This window comes from Allosphingosinicella sp. (assembly GCF_059502505.1).
This window is the reverse complement of record NZ_JCACEU010000014.1, coordinates 11,929-31,039: the sequence shown is the minus strand read 5'-3', so window position 1 is coordinate 31,039 and position 19,111 is coordinate 11,929. Positions and strand designations below refer to the sequence as shown.

Sequence of the window (19,111 nt, the reverse complement as noted above, 5' to 3'; positions counted from 1 at the left end):
GCGCGTCCGCCTTGGGGGCTCAAGGTCCTGCTCGAAGGGACTCATCTTGCCGGTGAGTATCCCGCAAACAGGGAAGGAAGATTCATGAACGTGGTGCTCATCGCCATAGCCTGCGGATTGGTCGCAGTGCTCTACGGCATCTTCACCAGCCGCCAGGTGCTCGCCTCTTCGGCCGGCAACGAGCGGATGGTCAGCGTCGCCGAAGCCATCCAGGAAGGCGCCAAGGCCTATCTCGGCCGCCAATATACCACCATCGCCATCGTCGGCGTCGTCGTCGCGGTGCTGGTCGGCGTTTTCCTCGGCCTCACCGAGGCGATCGCCTTCGTGATCGGCGCGTTCCTCTCGGGCGTCGCTGGCTATATCGGCATGAACATTTCGGTCCGCGCCAATGTCCGCACTGCGGAAGCCGCACGCACCAGCCTGCAGCGCGGCCTCACCGTCGCCTTCCGCGCCGGCGCGATCACCGGCATGCTGGTGGCGGGCTTGGCTCTGCTCGCGATCGCGGGTCTCTTCTATTATCTCGTTGAGGTCGTCGGACGGGAGCCGTCCAGTCGCGAGGTCGTCGACGCCCTCGTCAGCCTCGCCTTCGGCGCCTCGCTCATCTCGATCTTCGCCCGTCTCGGCGGCGGCATCTTCACCAAGGCCGCAGACGTCGGCGCGGACCTGGTCGGTAAGGTCGAGGCCGGAATTCCCGAGGACGACCCCCGCAACCCGGCCGTGATCGCCGACAACGTCGGCGACAATGTCGGCGACTGCGCCGGCATGGCCGCCGACCTGTTCGAGACCTATGTCGTCACCGTCGGCGCCACCATGGTGCTGACCGCCCTGCTGGTCGCCGGCACGACCGAGCAGCTGACGGCGCTGATGGCGCTGCCGCTGATCATCGGCGGCGTCTGCATCATCACCTCGATCATCGGCACCTACCTGGTCCGCCTCGGCTCCAAGCAGTCGATCATGGGCGCGCTCTACAAGGGCTTCTGGACCACCGCGATCCTGTCGGTTCCGGCCATTTACTATGTGATGGCGCAGACCCTGCCCGACATGAATGCGGTCATCGGCGGCGCGCAGGAAGCGGCCGGCTTCGACGTCGAGACGCAGGTCGCCCGCACCGCGGTGTCGGACGGCTTCACCGGCATGGACCTGTTCTGGTGCACTCTCGTCGGTCTCGGCGTGACCGGGCTGCTGGTCTGGATCACCGAATATTATACCGGCACCAACTACCGGCCGGTGCGCTCGATCGCCAAGGCGTCGGTCACCGGTCACGGCACCAACGTCATCCAGGGCCTCGCCATCAGCCTTGAATCGACGGCGATGCCGACGATCGTGATTTGCGTCGGCATTATCGTCTCCTATCAGCTTGCCGGCCTGATCGGCATCGCCTTCGCCGCGACCGCGATGCTGGCGCTCGCCGGCATGGTTGTGGCACTCGACGCCTATGGCCCGGTCACCGACAATGCCGGCGGCATCGCCGAAATGTCGGGCATGGAGGACGAAGTGCGCACCCGCACCGACGCCCTCGACGCGGTCGGCAACACCACGAAGGCGGTGACCAAGGGCTATGCGATCGGTTCGGCCGCACTCGCCGCCCTGGTGCTGTTCGGCGCCTACACGACCGACCTGCAGGAGTTTGCCGGCGAGCTCGGCATCGGACCGGCCGGCGTCGATTTCTCGCTGTCGAACCCGTACGTGGTCGTCGGCCTGCTGCTCGGCGCGCTTCTGCCTTACCTGTTCGGCGCGATGGGCATGACCGCCGTCGGCCGCGCGGCGGGCGACGTGGTGATCGACGTTCGCGACCAGTTCCGCAACAATAGCGGCATCATGGACGGCACTTCGCGGCCGAATTACGCCCGCACCGTCGACCTCGTCACCAAGGCGGCGATCAAGGAGATGATCGTTCCCTCGCTGCTGCCGGTGCTGGCGCCGATCGTCGTCTACTTCGCGATCGCCGCGATCGGCGGCCGCGAGCAGGGCTTCGCGGCCTTGGGCGCCCTGCTGCTCGGCGTGATCATCTCCGGCCTCTTCGTCGCCATCTCGATGACCTCGGGCGGCGGCGCGTGGGACAATGCGAAGAAGTATATCGAGGACGGCAATCACGGCGGCAAAGGCTCGGAAGCCCATAAGGCGGCGGTGACCGGCGACACGGTCGGCGATCCCTACAAGGACACGGCCGGCCCGGCGGTGAACCCGATGATCAAGATCACCAACATCGTCGCCCTGCTGCTGCTGGCGGCACTGGCGGGCGGCGGCGCCTGATTCAGGCTACGCCCGTCGGGCAAAGAGAGCGCCCCGGCCCCGGCCTGGGCGCTTTCTTTTGTGCTCTGTCGAATGCAGCGGCCATATGTCGATGAAGCGTGGAACGGAGGGGCTGCTGAGGATAGCCTGAAATCGGCGCATTCGGAGGAAGCGGCATGTCTCGCCACACTCTCGTCCTGGCATGGGTGCTGGCATGGTCGGCGATCGCCGGCGGCGCCGGATCGGCGGCGGAACCGCCCCGGATCGGCAAGCCCAGGCCTGCTCCATCCGAGGTCTCGACCCTGCCCCCGCTCCCGCCGGCGGCAATCGACAACACACTCGCCGTCGAGGGGGACGAGATCGACGCTCGCAAGGTGGAGACGCGCCTGAGCGTCGAAGTGCGGGTGAATGGTCGCGGCCCCTATCATTTCGTCGTCGACAGCGGCGCCGATACGTCCGTGGTGGGGCTGCGCATCGCGCGCGAGCTGGAATTGCCGCTCGGCACGCCCGTCATCCTCAACGGCATGACCGACCGCAACATCGTGGACCGGGTCAAGGTCGACGCGCTGACGCTCGGTCCCAGCACGATCAGGGACCTGCAGCTGCCTGCGTTGCGCGAACAGGATATTGGCGGCGCGGGCATGATTGGCATCGACGCGCTCGTGCGCCAGCGCCTGATGATGGATTTCGAGAAGCGTCTGATCAAGGTCGAGGACGCTGCCACGCCGGCGAAGGCGCTTCCCGGCGAGATCATCGTCACGGCGCGCCTAAAGCGCGGGCAATTGATCCTCACCGAAGTGAAAGCTGCCGGCTTGTCGCTCGACGCCGTGATCGACACCGGCACCCAGGTCACGATCGGCAATCTCGCCCTCAGAGACAAGCTCGTACCTCGCCACCGCAAGAAGACCATGACGGTCGCTACGACTGGTGTGACCGGAAAAACGATCGATCTGGAATATGCGGAAATCCCGGAGCTTCGGCTCGGCTCGATCACCCTGCGCAATGTTCCGATGGCCTTCGCCGACGTGCCGCCGTTCAAGGTGTTCGGTCTTGCCGACCGTCCGGCTTTGCTGCTGGGGACGGACCTGCTGGAGGCGTTCCGGCGGATCTCACTCGATTTCCGGGCGCGTAAGGTGCGGTTCCAGCTGCGGCGCTGCGCGCCGGAGGCTGTGGGGATCAGCACGTCATTCCGGTCTTCCTTGACGCGCCTGTCGTCGACACGCGCAGCCGAGGTGTGCGGGAGATAAGCTGTCCGCAGTGATGATCGACGGTGGCTAGTGCAGCAGCGACCAGCCTTCGGGCAGGAAGTCGGTCGACATGTAGTAATAGAAGTTGCAGCGCCCGTTGCGGCTGTAATTGCCGCCCTTGACGATGCCGAACGCGATGGTTCCGTTGAAGATCGGGCCGCCGCTGTCGCCGCCGCGGCAGGTGGGGCCGGTGACGGTGATCCAGGTCGGGTCGCAGGGGCCGCCGCATAGCTCGCCTGGCGGGGCGAAGTCGGTGAGCTCGACCTGGGAGCAGCTGTAGCCGGTGCTCTCACCGCGATGGCAGACGGCGTCGCCGGCGCGGGTGCTGGTGCGGTTGCGCCAGCTGGTCAGCCTTCGCAGCGCATTGCGGCCTTTATCGGCATGGAAGAGCGGCTGCTCGGCACGATCGCTGACATGGACCTGCACGTCCTGGTAGCGCGCACCCCACTGGCCGACAAATTCGAGCGGGATGTCCGTGCCCGCGGGGTCGCGATAGCTAAGCATGTCGGGACAATGGGCGGCGGTGACGATCCCGGTCCGCGCCTGATCGGTCACGACGAAGCCGGTGGTGCAATAATAGAGGCGGCCGTTGCCGGGATCGGCGCCTTCGACGCGCGAGCCGCCCTCCACGGCAAGATCGGCATCCATTCCATCGAGGATGCGGATGCGCACGGGCACCTGCATCAGGCTTTCGAGCTCTTCCTCCAGGCCTTCGCGGCTGTCGTTCGCGTGGAGGAGCAGGACGAGCTCTCCGGTTCGTTGATCCAGGCCCATGCCTCTGGCGCGCGGAGTGAGATCCCGAACGCCTGTGCGATGCTCCGCCATCGTCGCGAGCATCTGCTCCCGCGTCGCCGTCGCGCCGGTGCGGAAGACGATCGGCACAGCCATGCCGCCGGCCTGGATCGTCTCGTTCGGAACGGGGGTGGAGCCGGTCAGCAGCACGACGATGCGATATTGCGGCTGATGCTCGATCGAGATGCCGGCGAGCCGGTCACCGTAAGCCGCCTGGATGCGGTCCGTGGCGGCGACGCTCTCCTCCTGCGCGCGGAGGCGCCGCATCGCCTCGTCGAGGCCGACGCCGTTGAGACGCGCATATTCGGCCGCGTCCTGCGCCAGCGCCTCGACCGCCGTCTGCACGCGCGGGAGCGCCGGCGTCTCCTGCGCGCCCACGGGGGCCGCGCCGGCCGCGAGGGCGAGCGCCGACATCACGAAACGTAAGGGAAGGACCTTTTGCACCACCGCCTGTTCTACCCGATCCGAGCTTGCCGCAAGCTGACCATGACTTTCCTTTACGACCAAGTGACGCTAAGGGCGGCCTCCTGCGGCGCCCTGGCGCTTCTTCGATCCCTATGAGGTTTGTTTGGCCAAGGAAGAACTTCTGGAAATGCGCGGGCAGGTGGTGGAGCTTCTGCCCAACGCCATGTTCCGCGTGAAGCTGGAGAATGAGCACGAGGTCCTCGGCCACACCGCCGGCAAGATGCGCAAGAACCGCATCCGCGTGCTGGTTGGCGACGAGGTGCTTGTCGAGCTGACGCCCTATGATCTGACCAAGGGTCGGATTACCTACCGTTTCAAATAAGGGAGCCGCCCGCGCGATGCGGCTCGTCCTCGCCTCCGCCAGCCCCCGTCGGCTCGATCTGCTGAAGCGGATCGGGGTCGAGCCTGAGGCCGTCGTCCCTGCCGACATCGACGAGACGCCCCGCAAGGGCGAGCTGCCGGCTCGTTATGCCGCGCGCATGGCGGCTGAGAAGGCGCAGGCGGTGCATGCGCTGGAGGACGGCGCGATCATCCTGGCCGCGGACACCGTCGTCGCCGCGGGTCGGCGCATCCTTCCCAAGACCGAAGAGGAGGAGGAGGCGCGGGCTACGCTCGGATTGCTCTCGGGTCGACGTCATCGCGTGCTCTCGGCAGTGACGGTGATCGGCGCCGACGGTGTGGCGAGGCACAGGCTCTCGACCACAATGGTGTCGTTCAAGCGGTTCAGCGACGACGAACTCGCCGCCTATCTCGGCAGCGGCGAGTGGCGCGGCAAGGCCGGGGGCTATGCCATCCAGGGCCGCGCGGAGGCCCTGGTGCGGTCGATCTCCGGCAGCCATTCCGGCGTGATCGGCCTGCCGCTCTACGAGAGCCGCGCGCTGCTGCGGGCGGCGGAATATCCAATTGGCTGAGTGGCTCTACGAGGAGGGAATCGGCGAGAACCGCGCCGCCCTCGTCGAAGCCGGCCGCATCCTCGAAGCCGCCATCGAGCTGCCCGGCAGCCTGCGCACCGGCAGTGTCCTTGCCGGGCGCCTGACTTCGATCCTCGAGCCTGGGCGGCGCGGGATCGTCACGCTGCGCGACGGCCATGAGGTGGTGGTGGAGCCGCTGCCCAAAGCACCGACCGACGGCGCCGCCGTGCGCGTCGAGATCGTGCGCGAGGCGATCTCCGAGATGGGACGGGAGAAGGCGCCCAAGGGCAGGATCAGCGAGGATGAAGAGCGGGAGGGCCCGACCTTGCTCGAGCGGCTGGGGGGCACAGGTTGCGCGATCGTGAGACTGAGCGCGGCGCAACCTGATCGGCTAGAGGAGGCCGGCTGGTCGGAGCTCCTGGAGGAAGCGGCTACGGGCGAGATCGGCTTTTCGGGCGGCGCGCTCCGGATGAGCCTCACGCCCGCGATGACCCTGTTCGATGTCGACGGCGGTCTTCCGGCGCCGGCGCTTGCCGTGGCGGGCGCGGAGGCGGCGGGACGCGCGATCCGGCGGTTCGGGATCGGCGGCTCGATCGGCATCGACCTGCCGACGCTCCCTGCGAAGGCGGACCGGCAGGCTGCCGCGGCGGCGCTGGATGCGGTGCTGCCGCAGCCCTTCGAGCGGACGGCGGTCAACGGCTTCGGCTTTCTGCAGATCGTGCGCAGGCGGCAGCGCGCCTCCCTTCCCGAGCTGCTTCAGGGCGACCCTGTCGGGGCGGCCGCCCGGGCGCTGCTGCGGCGGGCGGAGCGGGCGGCGGGCAGCGGCACGCGGACGCTCGTCGCGGCGCCGGAGGTCGTCGCGCGGATCGAAGCCAATCGGCAATGGATAGAGGCGCTTGAGCGGCGGATCGGTGCCCCGGTCCAGTTGCGCGGCGAGCCGGGGCTCGCCATATCGGCCGGGCATGTCCACAGCCAGTTCCCCTGACCGACGGCAAGGCTGCCCGCTTTGCGGCAAGCCCGCCTCGGCCGCGCAGACGCCCTTCTGCAGCCAGGGCTGCCGTGATCGCGACCTCCTCAACTGGCTCGGCGACGGCTATCGCGTGCCCGGCCCGCCCGCGGACGAGGCGCTGCCGGAAGGGCTGGACAGCGAGCATTAGCGCCTTCTATAGGCGCCTCCTTCCCGCACATGCGGCGATGCCCAGGTAGCTCAGTTGGTAGAGCATGCGACTGAAAATCGCAGTGTCGGTGGTTCGATCCCGCCCCTGGGCACCAGAACCCTGTTTCAGGGCCCTCCAAACAGCTTCAGACAGTCCTAAAAACGGCAGTTTTCTGCGGTTTTGATGTCCCGAGTTGCGTCGGAGCGTCGCTTTGCATCCGACAGAGGTGAGGGTACTTTTGGGGGTATGTCCGAAATGCCCTCCGGGAGATACCCCCATGCCCCTGTCCGCCGTGGCCGTAAACAACGCTAAACCAAGGGAAAAACCTTACAAGCTCACCGACGATAGGGGGCTCTTTCTGCTCGTGACGCCGAAGGGCCACCGCTACTGGCGCTTCAAGTATCGGTTCGATGGAAAGGAGAAGATCCTCGCGTTCGGCGTCTATCCGGACGTGAGCCTCGCCGACGCGCGCGAGAAGCGCGACGCAGCCAGGAAGGTCGTCGCGGCGGGAGAGGACCCCGCAGCCAACAAGAAGCGCATTGAAGCAGAGAAGCGCGCGCGCTCGCGGGAGACATTCAGCATCATTGCCGACGAATGGCTCGAGCGATTGGAGAAAGAGGGCCGCTCGGCCTCGACTCTCTCGAAGCTTCGGTGGCTGACGGACTTCGCGCGCCCCGCGCTCGGCGATCGTCCGATCGCGGAAATCACCGCACCCGAGCTCCTGGAGGTTCTTCGCAAGGTCGAAGCCAGGGGGCGCTATGAGACTGCGAACCGGCTGCGGAGCACCTTCGGCACGATCTTCCGGTACGCGATCGCCACCAGCCGCGCCCAGCGCGACGTGGCTTACGATCTCCGAGGCGCCTTGATCACCCCGAAGGTGAACCATCGCTCCGCCATCACCGCCCCCAAGGAGGTTGGGGCGCTTCTTCGCGCGATCGAAGGACATGAGGGCCAGCCGGCGGTCCGCCACGGCTTGCGGCTCCTTCCGCACGTCTTCGTGCGGCCTGGGGAGCTGCGGCTCGCGCAGTGGCGGGAGCTCGACCTCGACGACCGCCTTTGGACGATCCCGGCGGAGCGCACCAAGATGAGGCGGCCTCACCGCGTGCCGCTCTCAACGCAATCGGTCGGCATCCTGCGGGAGCTTGAGGCGATTACCGGCGACGGGAAGCTGCTATTCCCAAGCATCCTGTCGAGCGAGCGCGCGATCTCGGACAACACCATGAACGCGGCGCTGCGCAGGCTCGGCTACGAGAAGTCGCAGATGACCGCCCACGGCTTCCGCGCGATGGCCAGCACGCTCCTCAACGAAAGCGGGAAGTGGCATCCGGACGCCATCGAGCGGCAGCTGGGCCACGTGGAAGGAAACGATGTTCGACGCGCCTACGCCCGGGGCGAGCATTGGGAGGAACGCGTCCGGATGATGCAGTTCTGGTCGGACTACCTGGACGAGCTGCGCCTCGGACCGAAGGTGGTGAAGGGCCGACTTCGCCGCGCCGCCTGAGTTGCATAGCCCGACGCCACAGGACCACTCCGCGAAGTACATTGGCTCTAGCGACGCTGCTCGCCGCCGCCTTTTGCCGGAATCCGGAGGACTTCAGTCGAGCTCCGCGAGGCCGAGACAATCGACCGGTTTCGCGCGGGTGGGATCCGCCCAGTGTCCACGCAGCCACGCTTCGACGGCTGCTTCCCGCCACCCGACGCACCTGTCGGCAATCTTGAACTGCCGCGGGAAGGTGCCTTGCTCGATCTTCCTATAGAGGGTTGAGCGGCTGAGGCCTGTCCGCTCGAGAACGGTCCTGATGCGTAAGATCCTGTTGTAGCTGTCCATGGTCGTTCCTTTCCGGCTGCTTCTGGTTGCTCCTTACGAAAAGTGAGAGAGCCGCGGACGATCAAGAGGCGCGGTACCTCGCTGCCGCAGAGAGGTAGGTTCATGCGCGTAGGAGGGGTGGGCGTCTCCGCGTCACGGCCCCCGGGGGTGGTGCAGGTGCGCAGCATCCTGAGGAACGCCGTAAGCCAGAGCCGGGATCGGGACAGCCGATGAGTAACTCGCAATGGGCCTCGCTCCTACCGCCAGTGAGGTGCCCGCTTCCTCGCATTCGACATTCGGCGAGGCGGCGGCTTTGCGCCAATGTCGGCCGTCCAACACTGTCGATGGGAGTCCCGGAAGCGGACCTTCGGCTTCCAGCTGCGATGTCTGCTCTCGACCCAAAGCGGAGGTTAGGCGCGATTGAGGTCGATCACCTGCTGCTCGCGCCGAACGGGCGAGTTTCTGTCCTGTGCGAGTATATCAGCAATCCAGCCCACGAGAGACGGGATGACAATGGTCTCCATGCGGTGCGGGCATCGGCGGCTCGTTCCGTCGGCACTGACCCTGCGCGAACGTATAGCCGTTCGTGCGGCACATTGTGGTTGGGCGGCCAGAAATGGGCATCGAACAACTCACCCGGACTTCTGATGAGGTGCAGGTCGATGCTGATCCCGGCCCTCGCCAGCGCGGCCTCAAGCGCCGTTGGCTTGAGAGGGTAGCTTTGCCCTTTCGGCAGTTTGGCAGTCTCTGAGCGCATAGCCGCACACTGCCCGCCGCGCCTCGATGCCGCAAAGTCGGCTTTCCACCCATTGCGGACGTAAAGTGCGAGCGTCCGTTTTCGACCCATTGCGGACATTTGGCTGCGGCAGCTTAGCGGCCATTCCCGACGTAAGCTGCCGCAGCCCGACGCCCAAAACGGCCGGTGCGCGGGGCTACCAGTGCAGGGTGGGTGAGGTTCAGCGGCGGGTCGGAACGTATTCGTCGCAGAATATGTAAATTTTGTCCAAATGAGCGCGCCGCGGCGGCCGATGGGCTCCTAACGGGCCGCCTCGAGGGGTTCTGAACGGGGCCGTCCGGCCGCGTCTCTCACCATAAATCGAAAGAATCATGCAGCGCGCGCCGGGGGGCGCCGCGCATTTTGGGGGGCTGACACATGGCTGAGCAAACGGGCGACAACGGCAACAACATCATCACCGGCAGCGAGGCTGCCGACATCCTCAACGGCCTCGGCGGCAACGACACGCTGAACGGAAACGGCGGCGACGACACGCTGAACGGCGGCGAGGGCAATGACACTCTGAATGGCGGTGCGGGCAACGACACGCTCAACGGCGGCGACGGCGCCGACACGCTCAACGACGACGAGGGCACCAACACCCAGGACGGCGGCGCAGGCGACGACATCTTTCAGAACGTCTCCCGCGGCAGCGGCGTCGACACGCTGATCGGCGGAGAGGGCCGCGACACGTTTAAGCTGTCGAGCCAGACGGTGCGCCAGTCGCCCAGTACCCACGTTGCCGACATCATCGTCGACTTCCAGGCCGGCACGGGCGGCGACATCATCGATCTCACCGACGTGATCAGCCAGCTCATCGGCGTTCCCACGGGCGAGAACCCGTTCCTCACCGGCCATCTGCGTCTCGTCGCCGACGGCACGGACACCCTGCTCCAGCTCGACAATAACGGCGCCACCGGGGGCGTGAGCTTCACCACCCTCGTGCGCCTGCAGAACGTCACGCCCGAGATGCTGACGGTCGCCAATTTCGTGCCCAGCTACGCGCCCAGCAACGTCGGCGTCACGCTGAACGGCACCGAGGCCGGCGAGACCCTGGCCGGCACGGAGAGCGAGGACGTGCTGAACGGCCTCGGCGGCAACGACACCCTGAACGGCCGCAACGGCAACGACGTGCTGAACGGCGGCGAGGGCACCGACACGCTGAACGGCGACAATGGCAGCGACACGCTGAACGGCGGCGCGGACAACGACACGCTGAACGGCGGCGCCGGCGCCGACGTGCTGAACGGCGACGACGGCAATGACAATCTGAGCGGCGGCACCGGCAACGACACGCTGAACGGCGGCGACGGCAATGACAGCTTCGACGACCAGGACGGCGCCAACATCTTCGACGGCGGCGCGGGCGACGACGTCTTCATCGGCGTTTCCAAATCCGGCCAGAGCGCAGGCGGCGTCGACACCTTCACTGGAGGCCTTGGCCGCGACACGTTCAAGATCGACGGCTCAACCGGGCGGTCCTCGCCGGGAAGCGTGTTCGTCGACGTGATCACCGATTTTGCGGGTGGCCCGGACGGCGACGTCCTCGACCTTACGGACGTCGTGAACCGCCTGATCGGCTACACAACCGGCACCAACCCGTTCCTCACCGGCCATCTGCGGCTTGTCACCGACGGCGCCGACACCTTGCTCCAGGTGGATTTCGACGCGGGCGGCGCGCTCGCCTTCCAGACCCTTGTGCGCCTCAGGGACATCACGCCGGCCGAGTTCGAGGCGCTGAACTTCTCGCCGAGCTACGCACCGAACGGCGTCGGCTACACGGTCTCCGCCTCGGCGCTGGACGAGACGGTGACCGGCTCGGCGAGCGACGACGACATTTCGGGCCTTGGCGGCAACGACACGCTGAACGGCGGCTTCGGCGCCGATCGGCTCGACGGCGGCACCGGCGCGGACATCCTGAACGGCGCCGACGGGCAGGACATGCTCGTCGGCGGCGCCGGCAATGACGAGCTTAACGGCGGCAAGGACAATGACACGCTGATCGGCGGCGACGGCGCCGACAAGCTCGACGGCGGCTCGGAGGACGACCGTCTCGAGGGCGGCGCGGGCGACGATTATTTCGGCGACGCCAAGGGCTCCAACGTTCAGATCGGCGGCGACGGCGACGATGTGTTCGATTTCATCGCGACTGCCTTCAACGGCTCGTCCAACAGCATCCCGGGCGGCTCGGATACGCTGACCGGCGGCGCCGGCCGCGACGTCTATCGCGTCAGCGGCTTCGACGCCCGCATCAACCCGACCACTCTCGCAGTCGACACCATCACGGACTTCCAGACCGGGCCGGGCGGCGACGTGCTCGACCTGATGGGCATCCGCGGCCATCTCACCGGCTTCAGCGGCAACGATCCGTTCGCGACCGGCCACGTCCGCTTTATCGCCGACGGCAACGACACGTTGCTCCAGATCGATCTCGACGCGGGCGGCAGCGCGCGCACCTGGCAAACACTGGTGCGTCTGGAGGGCGTGGCGCCCGGCAACATCACCACCGACAATTGGTCGGCGCTGACCAGCAACTTCGACAGCCGGGCAGGCGTGACGTTCAACGGCACCGCGGGCCCCGACGTGCACAATGGCAGCCGCGGCCATGACAAGCTGAGCGGCGGCGCCGGTGTCGACATGCTCTCGGGCGGCGAGGGCAATGACCAGCTCGAGGGCGGAGCCGAAGGCGATACCCTAATCGGCGGCGACGGCGACGACACGTTCAGCGACACCAGCGGCGCGAACAGCCAAGATGGCGGCGCGGGCGACGATCGCTTCAAGCTCGTATCCTCCGGCAACGGCGTCGACACGCTGACCGGCGGCAGCGGGCGCGACTTCTACGAGCTGACCAACACGACGATCCGCTTCAACCAGGCCCATGTGGCGGACGTCATCACCGACTTCGCGACCGGCCCGGAAGGCGACGTCCTCCAGCTTGGGTCCGCGCTGGCGTCGCTTACCGGATATGCTGACGGCCAGAACCCCTTCCAGACCGGGCATCTGCGGCTGGTCGCCGACGGCTCCGACACCCTGCTCCAGCTCGACGTGGATGGCACCGGCTCGGCGCGCGGCTTCGTCACCATGGTCCGGCTCCAGAACGTCACGCCGGGTCAGCTCACCATCGACAATTTCGACCCGAGCTATGCGCCGAACGGCGTCGGCTATACGGTCTCGGGCACGATCTTCGACGACGTGCTGACCGGCACGCGCAGCGACGACTCGCTGTCGGGCGGCTTCGGCAAGGACACGCTCAACGGCGGGGCCGGCAACGACATCCTGTTCGGCGAACAGGGCGACGACAAGCTGGTCGGCGGCGCCGGCCAGGACATGATGAACGGCGGCGTCGGCAATGACGAGCTCGACGGCAGCGACGGCGACGACATCGGCTATGGCGAGGAGGGCAATGACAGCTTCGTCAGCGGCGGCGGCAACGACATCTATTATGGCGGCGCCGGCAACGACACCTTCAACGACGCCGCCGGCAGCAACCAGCATTATGGCGAGGAAGGCGACGACAAGTTCAACAACCTGGGGCTGGGCTCCGAGACGGACATCGTCAGCGGCGGCAGCGGGCGCGACACGTTCGACTTCGACGCGCTCGCGATCGTCAATACGCCCAACACCTACACGCCCGACATCGTCACCGATTTCGAGGCGGGTCCGGCCGGCGACATCCTCGATTATCAGGGGGTGCTGGCACGCCTAACCGGTTACACGACCGGGCAGAATCCGTTCACGACCGGGCATCTCCGCTTCGTGCAGCAGGGTGACGACGCGCTCTTCCAGGTCGATCTCGACGGCCCTGGGACGGGCCACGAATATCGGACCCTCGCGGTCTTCCAGAACCTCAACGTCGCCGACCTGGTGCCGCAGAATTTCAGCCCGCAATTCGGGCTGAGCGGCGTCGGCCTGACGATCACCGGCACGGAAGGCGCAGACACGCTCACCGGCGGCTCGGATGCGGACACGATTAGCGGCCTCGGCGGCAGCGACACGATCAGGGGCCAGGGCGGCCACGACGTGATCGACGGAGGCCTCGGCAGCGACAATATCGAGGGCAATGACGGCAACGACCAGATCGACGGCGGCGGCGACGACGACACGATCGACGGCGGCAGCGGCAACGACGCGCTGATGGGCGGCGCCGGTCAGGACACGCTGCGCGGCAGCACCGGCAACGACACGCTGATCGGCGGCGACGGCAACGACACCCTGATCGACACGCAGGGGAGCAACGTCTTCAACGGCGGCGACGGCAACGACCGCCTGGAGTCCGTCTCCCAGAACGACGCATTCGACAGCTTCACCGGCGGCACCGGGCGCGACACCTTCAAGCTCGACGCGGATCCGACCGCGGCGGTGGTGGTCGACACGATCACCGACTTCGAAAGCGGCGCCGGCGGCGACGTGCTCGAGATCACTGAGACGCTCGCCAACCTGACCGGCTATGTAAACGGCTCCAACCCCTTCACCGCGGGCTTCATGCGGCTGGTGCAGGACGGCGCCGACACGCTCGTGCAGTTCGACGCGGACTCGGTCGGCACCGACGACACCTGGCAGACGGTCGTCCGGCTGCAGAACGTCGACGCATCGACGCTCACCGCCGACAATTTCAGCCCGGCTTTTGCAATCGGCGGCAACAGCGCGCCGGTCGCGGGCAACGACAGCGGCTTCACGATCTTCGAGGACGGCGCGGCCATCGCGATCGAAGTGTCGGCGCTCCTCGCCAACGACAGCGATCCGGACCTCAACCAGGCCTTCAGCTTCGACGGGCTGACCAGCCTGGTCACCGACAAGGGCGCGACGCTCAGCATCGTCGACGGCAAGGTCATGGTTGATCCGGGCAGCGCCTATCAGTCGCTGCGTGAAGGCCAGACGACAACGGATACCTTCACCTATCGCATTCGCGACGAGGCAGGGGCAACCGACACCGCGACGGTGACGCTCACGGTCGTCGGCAAGAACGATGCGCCGACCGCCGATGCGGACAGCGTGACGGTGGACGAGGACGCCACTTCGGCCAACCTCGTCTCGACCCTGCTGACCGGCGACACCGATCCGGATATCGGCGACAGCCGCACGATCGTGGCGGTCGACACGACCGGCACCAAGGGCAGCGTGCTGTTCGACCAAGCCGCCCAGACCCTCGTCTTCGTCGCCGACGACGACAGCTATGAGGGCCTCAACGCCGGCGAGACCGCCACCACGACCTTCACCTACACGATCGAGGACGGCGCCGGCGCGCGCAGCACGGCGACTGTGACGGTGACGATCAAGGGCGTGACGGACAATGCCAACCGCGCACCGGTGGCAGGCGACGATGCCCTCGCCGGCACCGAGCATGGCGTGATCACGGTGTCCGCCGACAGCCTGCTCGCCAACGATGTGGATGCGGACGGCGATCCGCTCACCATCACCGGCATCGGCACCTCCGCGCGCGGCGTGACCCTGAGCTTCGTCGACGGGCAGCTCCGCTACGATCCGGGCAACCGCTTCAACAGCCTCAGGGCCGGCGAGACGACGACCGACAGCTTCTCCTACACCGTCAGCGACGGCAAGGGCGGCAACGACACGGCGGTCGTCACGGTGATGATCACCGGCGAGAATGACGGTCCGGCCGCGGCCAACGACACGGGCGCAGCCGTTGAGGACGGCGGTCCGGTCGAGCTCGGCGGAGCGTCGCTGCTCGCCAACGACACCGATCCCGACGCGGGCGACACCAAGACCATCCTGTCGGTTACCCAGAGCCAGGCTGGCGCCAGCGTGACGCTCAATGAGGCTGGCAACGTCGTCTATAATCCGGGTGCGCTGTTCCAGTCGCTCGGCCAAGGTGCGACCACCACCGACAGCTTCACCTACAGGATGGTGGACGGCTCCGGCGCCACCTCGACCGCCACGGTCGTGATGACGATCACCGGCGTCAACGACGCGCCGGCCGCGGTCGACGACATGGCCGCGGCGGTGGAAGACGGCGGTCCGGTCACGATCCTCGCCGCGGACCTGCTCGGCAACGACACGGACGTCGATGCCGGCGACACCAAAGCGATTGCGGCCGTGACCACCAGCGTCGGCGGTGCGGCCGTCACGATAAATGAGGCCGGCAACGTCGTCTACGATCCGGGCGCGCTGTTCCAGTCGCTCGGCGCAGGCGCGACCTTCACCGACAGCTTCACCTATCAGGTGGTCGACAGCGCCGGCGCGGTGGACACGGCGACGGTGTTCGTCACCGTGACCGGCGTCAACGACGCTCCGGTGGCGGGCGCCGACGCGGTCGCGCTCGGCGAGGATGCGGCGGCGACCGACCTCACCGCCTTGTTGCTGGCCAACGATACCGACGTCGATGCAGGCGACACCCGTAGCATCGTAGGCGTGGACGCCACGGGCGCTGCTGGTAACCTGGCCTTCGACCCGGCGACTGGCACGGTCAGCTACGTCCCGTCCGCGGCGGCCCAGGCGCTGCGCGAGGGCGAGACGGCGACCGACACGTTCACCTACACGATCGCGGACGCGGCGGGGGCCACTTCGACGGCCACGGTCACGGTGACCATCGTCGGCGCGAACGACGTGCCGGTGGCGGTGGCCGAGGCGGTCGAGATCGGTGAGGACGCGGCGGCGACCGACCTCACTGCTCTGTTGCTCGGTAACGACACCGACGTCGATGCGGGTGATACTCGCACCATCGTCGGCGTGAATGCCTCGAGCGCGGAGGGCACTCTGACCTTCGATCCCGAGACCGGCTCAGTCAGCTATGCACCGCCCGCCTCAGCGCAGGCGCTCGGCGCCGGCCAGACCGCGACCGACACCTTCACCTACACGATCGCGGATGCCTCCGGGGCGACCTCGACGGCGACGGTGACGGTGACGATCGTCGGCGCCAACGATGCGCCGGTGGCCGTGGCGGATGCGGTCGAGATCGGCGAAGATGCTGCGGCAACCGATCTCACCGCCTTGCTCCTGGCCAATGACACTGACGTCGATGCGGGCGACACGCGCAGCATCGTCGGCGTGGACGGCACGGGTGCGCAGGGCATGCTGACCTACGATGCGGCGACCGGCTCGGTGCGCTATGCGCCGTTGGCCGCTGCCCATGCGCTCGGTGCCGGCCAGACCGCGACCGACACCTTCACGTACACGATTGCGGACGCCCTCGGGGCGACCTCGACGGCCACGGTGACGGTGACGATCGTCGGCGCCAACGACGCGCCGGTGGCGGTCGCCGATGCGGCGAGCGTGGACGAGAACGGCTCGATTGATCTTGCGGCCTTGCTCCTCGCCAACGACACCGACGTGGATGCGGGCGACACAAGCAGCATCGTCACGGTCGACACGACCGGGCTCCAGGGGACGCTGATCTTCGATCCGGAGACGCAGACGCTGCGCTTCATCGCTGACGCGTTCGACGCGCTCGGTGAGGGCGAGACGGCCACCACTTCGTTCAGCTACACGATGCGCGACTCCGCAGGCGCGGAGAGCGTCGCGACGGTGACGCTGACGATCAACGGCCACATCGAGCTCATCCGCGGCACCGAAGGGGACGACGTCCTCACCGGCACGGCGTTCGACGATCGCGTCGAAGGCCTCGGCGGCAACGACGCGATCACCGGCGGCGCGGGCGAGAACGAGCTGCTCGGCGGCGAAGGTGACGACCGCTTGGGCGGCGACGCCATCACCCAGCGCAACCGCATCGAAGGCGGCGGCGGCGTCGACACCCTCGTCACGATGTCGGCGGGCGGTGAGGTCGTGGTCGACCTGATCTCCGGCTTGGTCGGCGGCGGCTATTATGACGGCAGCCTCCTCTTCGACGTGGAGAACCTGACCAACGGGTCGCCCGACACCGCAGTCAGCTTCTTCGGCAGCGACGGCGTCAACCGGCTGGAGGGCGGCGACATGGCCGACTTGCTCTCGGACCGGGGCGGCAGCGACCAGGTCTTTGCCGGCGGCGGCGATGACCGGATCCTCGCCGGCACGGGCGCGGACTTCTATGACGGCGGGCTCGGCACCGACACGCTGAGCTTCGCCGACCGCACCGCAGGGGTGAACGTCAACCTGCTCCAGAACACGACGAACGAGGGGGATAGGCTCGCCTCGATCGAGAATGTCGAGGGCGGCGCCGGCTATGACACCCTCACCGGCAATGCCGCGGACAACCTGCTCACCGGCAACGGCGGCGCCGACAGCCTCGTTGGGGGGGGCGGCAACGACACCCTCCTCGGCGGCCAGGGCAACGACAACCTCAACGGCGGTGCGGGCACCGACCGGCTGGAGGGGGGCGCGGGCGACGACATCCTGTTCGCCATCTCCGGTCTCGACACATTGATCGGCGGCGACGGCAACGACAAGCTGTTCGGCGGCATCGATGGTGACGTTCTGATCGGCGGCGTCGGCAATGACGAGATGACCGGCGGCCGCGGCGCGGACCTGTTCGTGTTCGAAGGTGGCCAAGATCGGGTCACCGACTTTGCCAATGGCGTTGACAGGCTCGACGTGTCTTCCATATTCGCCAGCGTCGACGAGGCCTTAGCGTCTGCCAAGTCGGTGACCGGGGGTGTCCTGTTAACGGCCGACGATGGTTCGACGCTGCTGCTTTCGGGTCTGCAGCTGAGTCAGCTCGACGCCTCGGACTTCACCGCCGCGGCTGTTCAGTCTCAACTTATCGCATGATCTTGGGGGAAAACGTGGTGTTCAAGAAAATGGTGCTAGCCGCGGTTGCGGCCCTGAGCCTGGCTGCGGTCAATGCCGAAGCCGCGACGATCCTGCAGACTAAAGTCACCGGCACGATCAACAACAGTAACGAGGCCACCCTGCCGTTAGATTCGGTGTTCACGGTGATCGCGCGCTATGACAGTGAGCTCGTCTCCGCCACCGGCCAGACCGTGCTGACGCCGCTGGAGGGGATCACCCTGTCGCTCACCGCAGGCGCGTTGTCCTTCGACCAGAACGACGACATCGCGTTCCCGTCCTTTCCGTGGCTGACCTTCACCGACGGCGTTCTCAGCGGCTTCGATTTTACGGCGTTGGGCGGCGACCAGGTCGTGTCCTTGTCGGGCGGACAGTTCATCTTCGCCAGCAATGCGAACTTCGCGGTCGGCGAGCTGGACTTTGCCAACGCCATCACCACGCCGGTCGGCGCGGGCGCCGTGCCGGAACCGGAGCAGTGGGCGCTGCTGATCGTCGGGTTCGGTGCGGCGGGAGCTGCGCTTCGGCGCTCGCGCAAGACGAGCGTGACAGCCTGCTTGACGAGCTAGGCCCGTGACTTCGGACAGGTCGGCCGTTCTTTTATGCTTCCGGCATAGGACTTGCGTTGTCCGGACCCGTTCATGGCACGCTGCCACTTCGCTTCGGGTCTTAAGGGCAGAGCAACCAGCTGCTTAGTTGACCATCCAGAGCCCTGCCCCATCTACGCAGCATGATGATCGTCCCGATCCCGCGGATCGCCCCGCCATCATCTTCGTCACTGCCTACGACCAGCATGCGGTGGATGCTGGACCCGCGCCCACGTTGGCTGAGTGCTCTACTAGCGTCACCGGCTCGAATGATGAGGCCTGACGGTCTCCTGCCCATGGTCTTGCCGGTCAAAGTGTTGCAGATATGGGGCTACACGTGGCCTCATTATGGTCGGAGACGAGACAAACGTCTGCTGTATCTCCGAGCTGCACCGGGCAGGCAGTCCTTCGGGCATGAGCTGCCCTTCGCAGTGCTCACCTGAAGGAGCGTGGACTAAAAGG

General features: G+C 67.0%; 11 protein-coding genes and 1 tRNA gene. 10 read left to right on the top strand and 2 right to left on the bottom strand.

From position 1 onward, the window contains the following. The first annotated feature begins 84 nt into the window (after positions 1-84). Positions 85-2,253 carry a sodium-translocating pyrophosphatase gene (locus AC5JBD_RS02215; RefSeq protein ID WP_495720130.1) on the top strand — a complete coding sequence of 723 codons (2,169 nt, stop codon included), beginning with the start codon at positions 85-87 and terminating at the stop codon, positions 2,251-2,253. A gap of 155 nt (positions 2,254-2,408) precedes the next feature. Continuing rightward, complete coding sequence (locus AC5JBD_RS02210) at positions 2,409-3,479, top strand: aspartyl protease family protein (protein WP_495720129.1); 1,071 nt, start codon at positions 2,409-2,411, stop codon at positions 3,477-3,479. Between the two features lie 27 nt (positions 3,480-3,506). Here the strand turns inward: AC5JBD_RS02210 and AC5JBD_RS02205 are convergent, their stop codons facing one another. After that, complete coding sequence (locus AC5JBD_RS02205) at positions 3,507-4,715, bottom strand: chymotrypsin family serine protease (RefSeq protein ID WP_495720128.1); 1,209 nt, start codon at positions 4,713-4,715, stop codon at positions 3,507-3,509. 124 nt (positions 4,716-4,839) lie between these two features. Here AC5JBD_RS02205 and infA point away from each other — a divergent pair, with 124 nt between their 5' ends. The 6 genes from infA (at position 4,840) to AC5JBD_RS02175 (ending at position 8,305) form a co-directional block, all read left to right on the top strand. After that, on the top strand, positions 4,840-5,058 hold the full coding sequence (gene infA / locus AC5JBD_RS02200) for a translation initiation factor IF-1 (protein ID WP_495720127.1): 219 nt from the start codon (positions 4,840-4,842) through the stop codon (positions 5,056-5,058). A 16-nt stretch (positions 5,059-5,074) separates the two neighbouring features. Next, positions 5,075-5,647, top strand: a complete 573-nt coding sequence (locus tag AC5JBD_RS02195) for a Maf family protein (RefSeq protein ID WP_495720126.1) — start codon at positions 5,075-5,077, stop codon at positions 5,645-5,647. Beyond that, positions 5,640-6,632 carry a ribonuclease gene (locus AC5JBD_RS02190; RefSeq protein WP_495720125.1) on the top strand — a complete coding sequence of 331 codons (993 nt, stop codon included), beginning with the start codon at positions 5,640-5,642 and terminating at the stop codon, positions 6,630-6,632. The genes AC5JBD_RS02195 and AC5JBD_RS02190 overlap by 8 nt, the downstream gene beginning before the upstream one ends. Further along, the gene (locus AC5JBD_RS02185) at positions 6,610-6,804 is read left to right on the top strand and encodes a DNA gyrase inhibitor YacG (protein ID WP_495720124.1); all 195 of its coding nucleotides are present in this window, start codon (positions 6,610-6,612) and stop codon (positions 6,802-6,804) included. The genes AC5JBD_RS02190 and AC5JBD_RS02185 overlap by 23 nt, the downstream gene beginning before the upstream one ends. 39 nt (positions 6,805-6,843) lie before the next feature. Then, positions 6,844-6,919, top strand: a tRNA-Phe gene (locus AC5JBD_RS02180). Positions 6,920-7,081: 162 nt separating this feature from the next. Then, a complete protein-coding gene (locus tag AC5JBD_RS02175; RefSeq protein WP_495720123.1) occupies positions 7,082-8,305 on the top strand; it encodes a tyrosine-type recombinase/integrase in 1,224 nt (407 codons plus the stop codon). A gap of 93 nt (positions 8,306-8,398) precedes the next feature. Here the strand turns inward: AC5JBD_RS02175 and AC5JBD_RS02170 are convergent, their stop codons facing one another. Beyond that, positions 8,399-8,632 (bottom strand): helix-turn-helix transcriptional regulator, encoded by a 234-nt coding sequence (locus AC5JBD_RS02170; RefSeq protein WP_495720122.1) that lies wholly within the window; start codon positions 8,630-8,632, stop codon positions 8,399-8,401. 1,132 nt (positions 8,633-9,764) lie between these two features. On the opposite strand from AC5JBD_RS02170, the gene AC5JBD_RS02165 reads away from it, so the two are divergent. Together AC5JBD_RS02165 and AC5JBD_RS02160 are read left to right on the top strand one after the other, a co-directional pair. Beyond that, positions 9,765-18,047, top strand: coding sequence for a cadherin-like domain-containing protein (locus tag AC5JBD_RS02165; protein ID WP_495720121.1), 8,283 nt, complete (start codon positions 9,765-9,767; stop codon positions 18,045-18,047). Next, positions 18,044-18,631 (top strand): PEPxxWA-CTERM sorting domain-containing protein, encoded by a 588-nt coding sequence (locus AC5JBD_RS02160; protein WP_495720120.1) that lies wholly within the window; start codon positions 18,044-18,046, stop codon positions 18,629-18,631. Before AC5JBD_RS02165 ends, AC5JBD_RS02160 begins: the two co-directional genes overlap by 4 nt. Positions 18,632-19,111 lie beyond the last annotated feature (480 nt).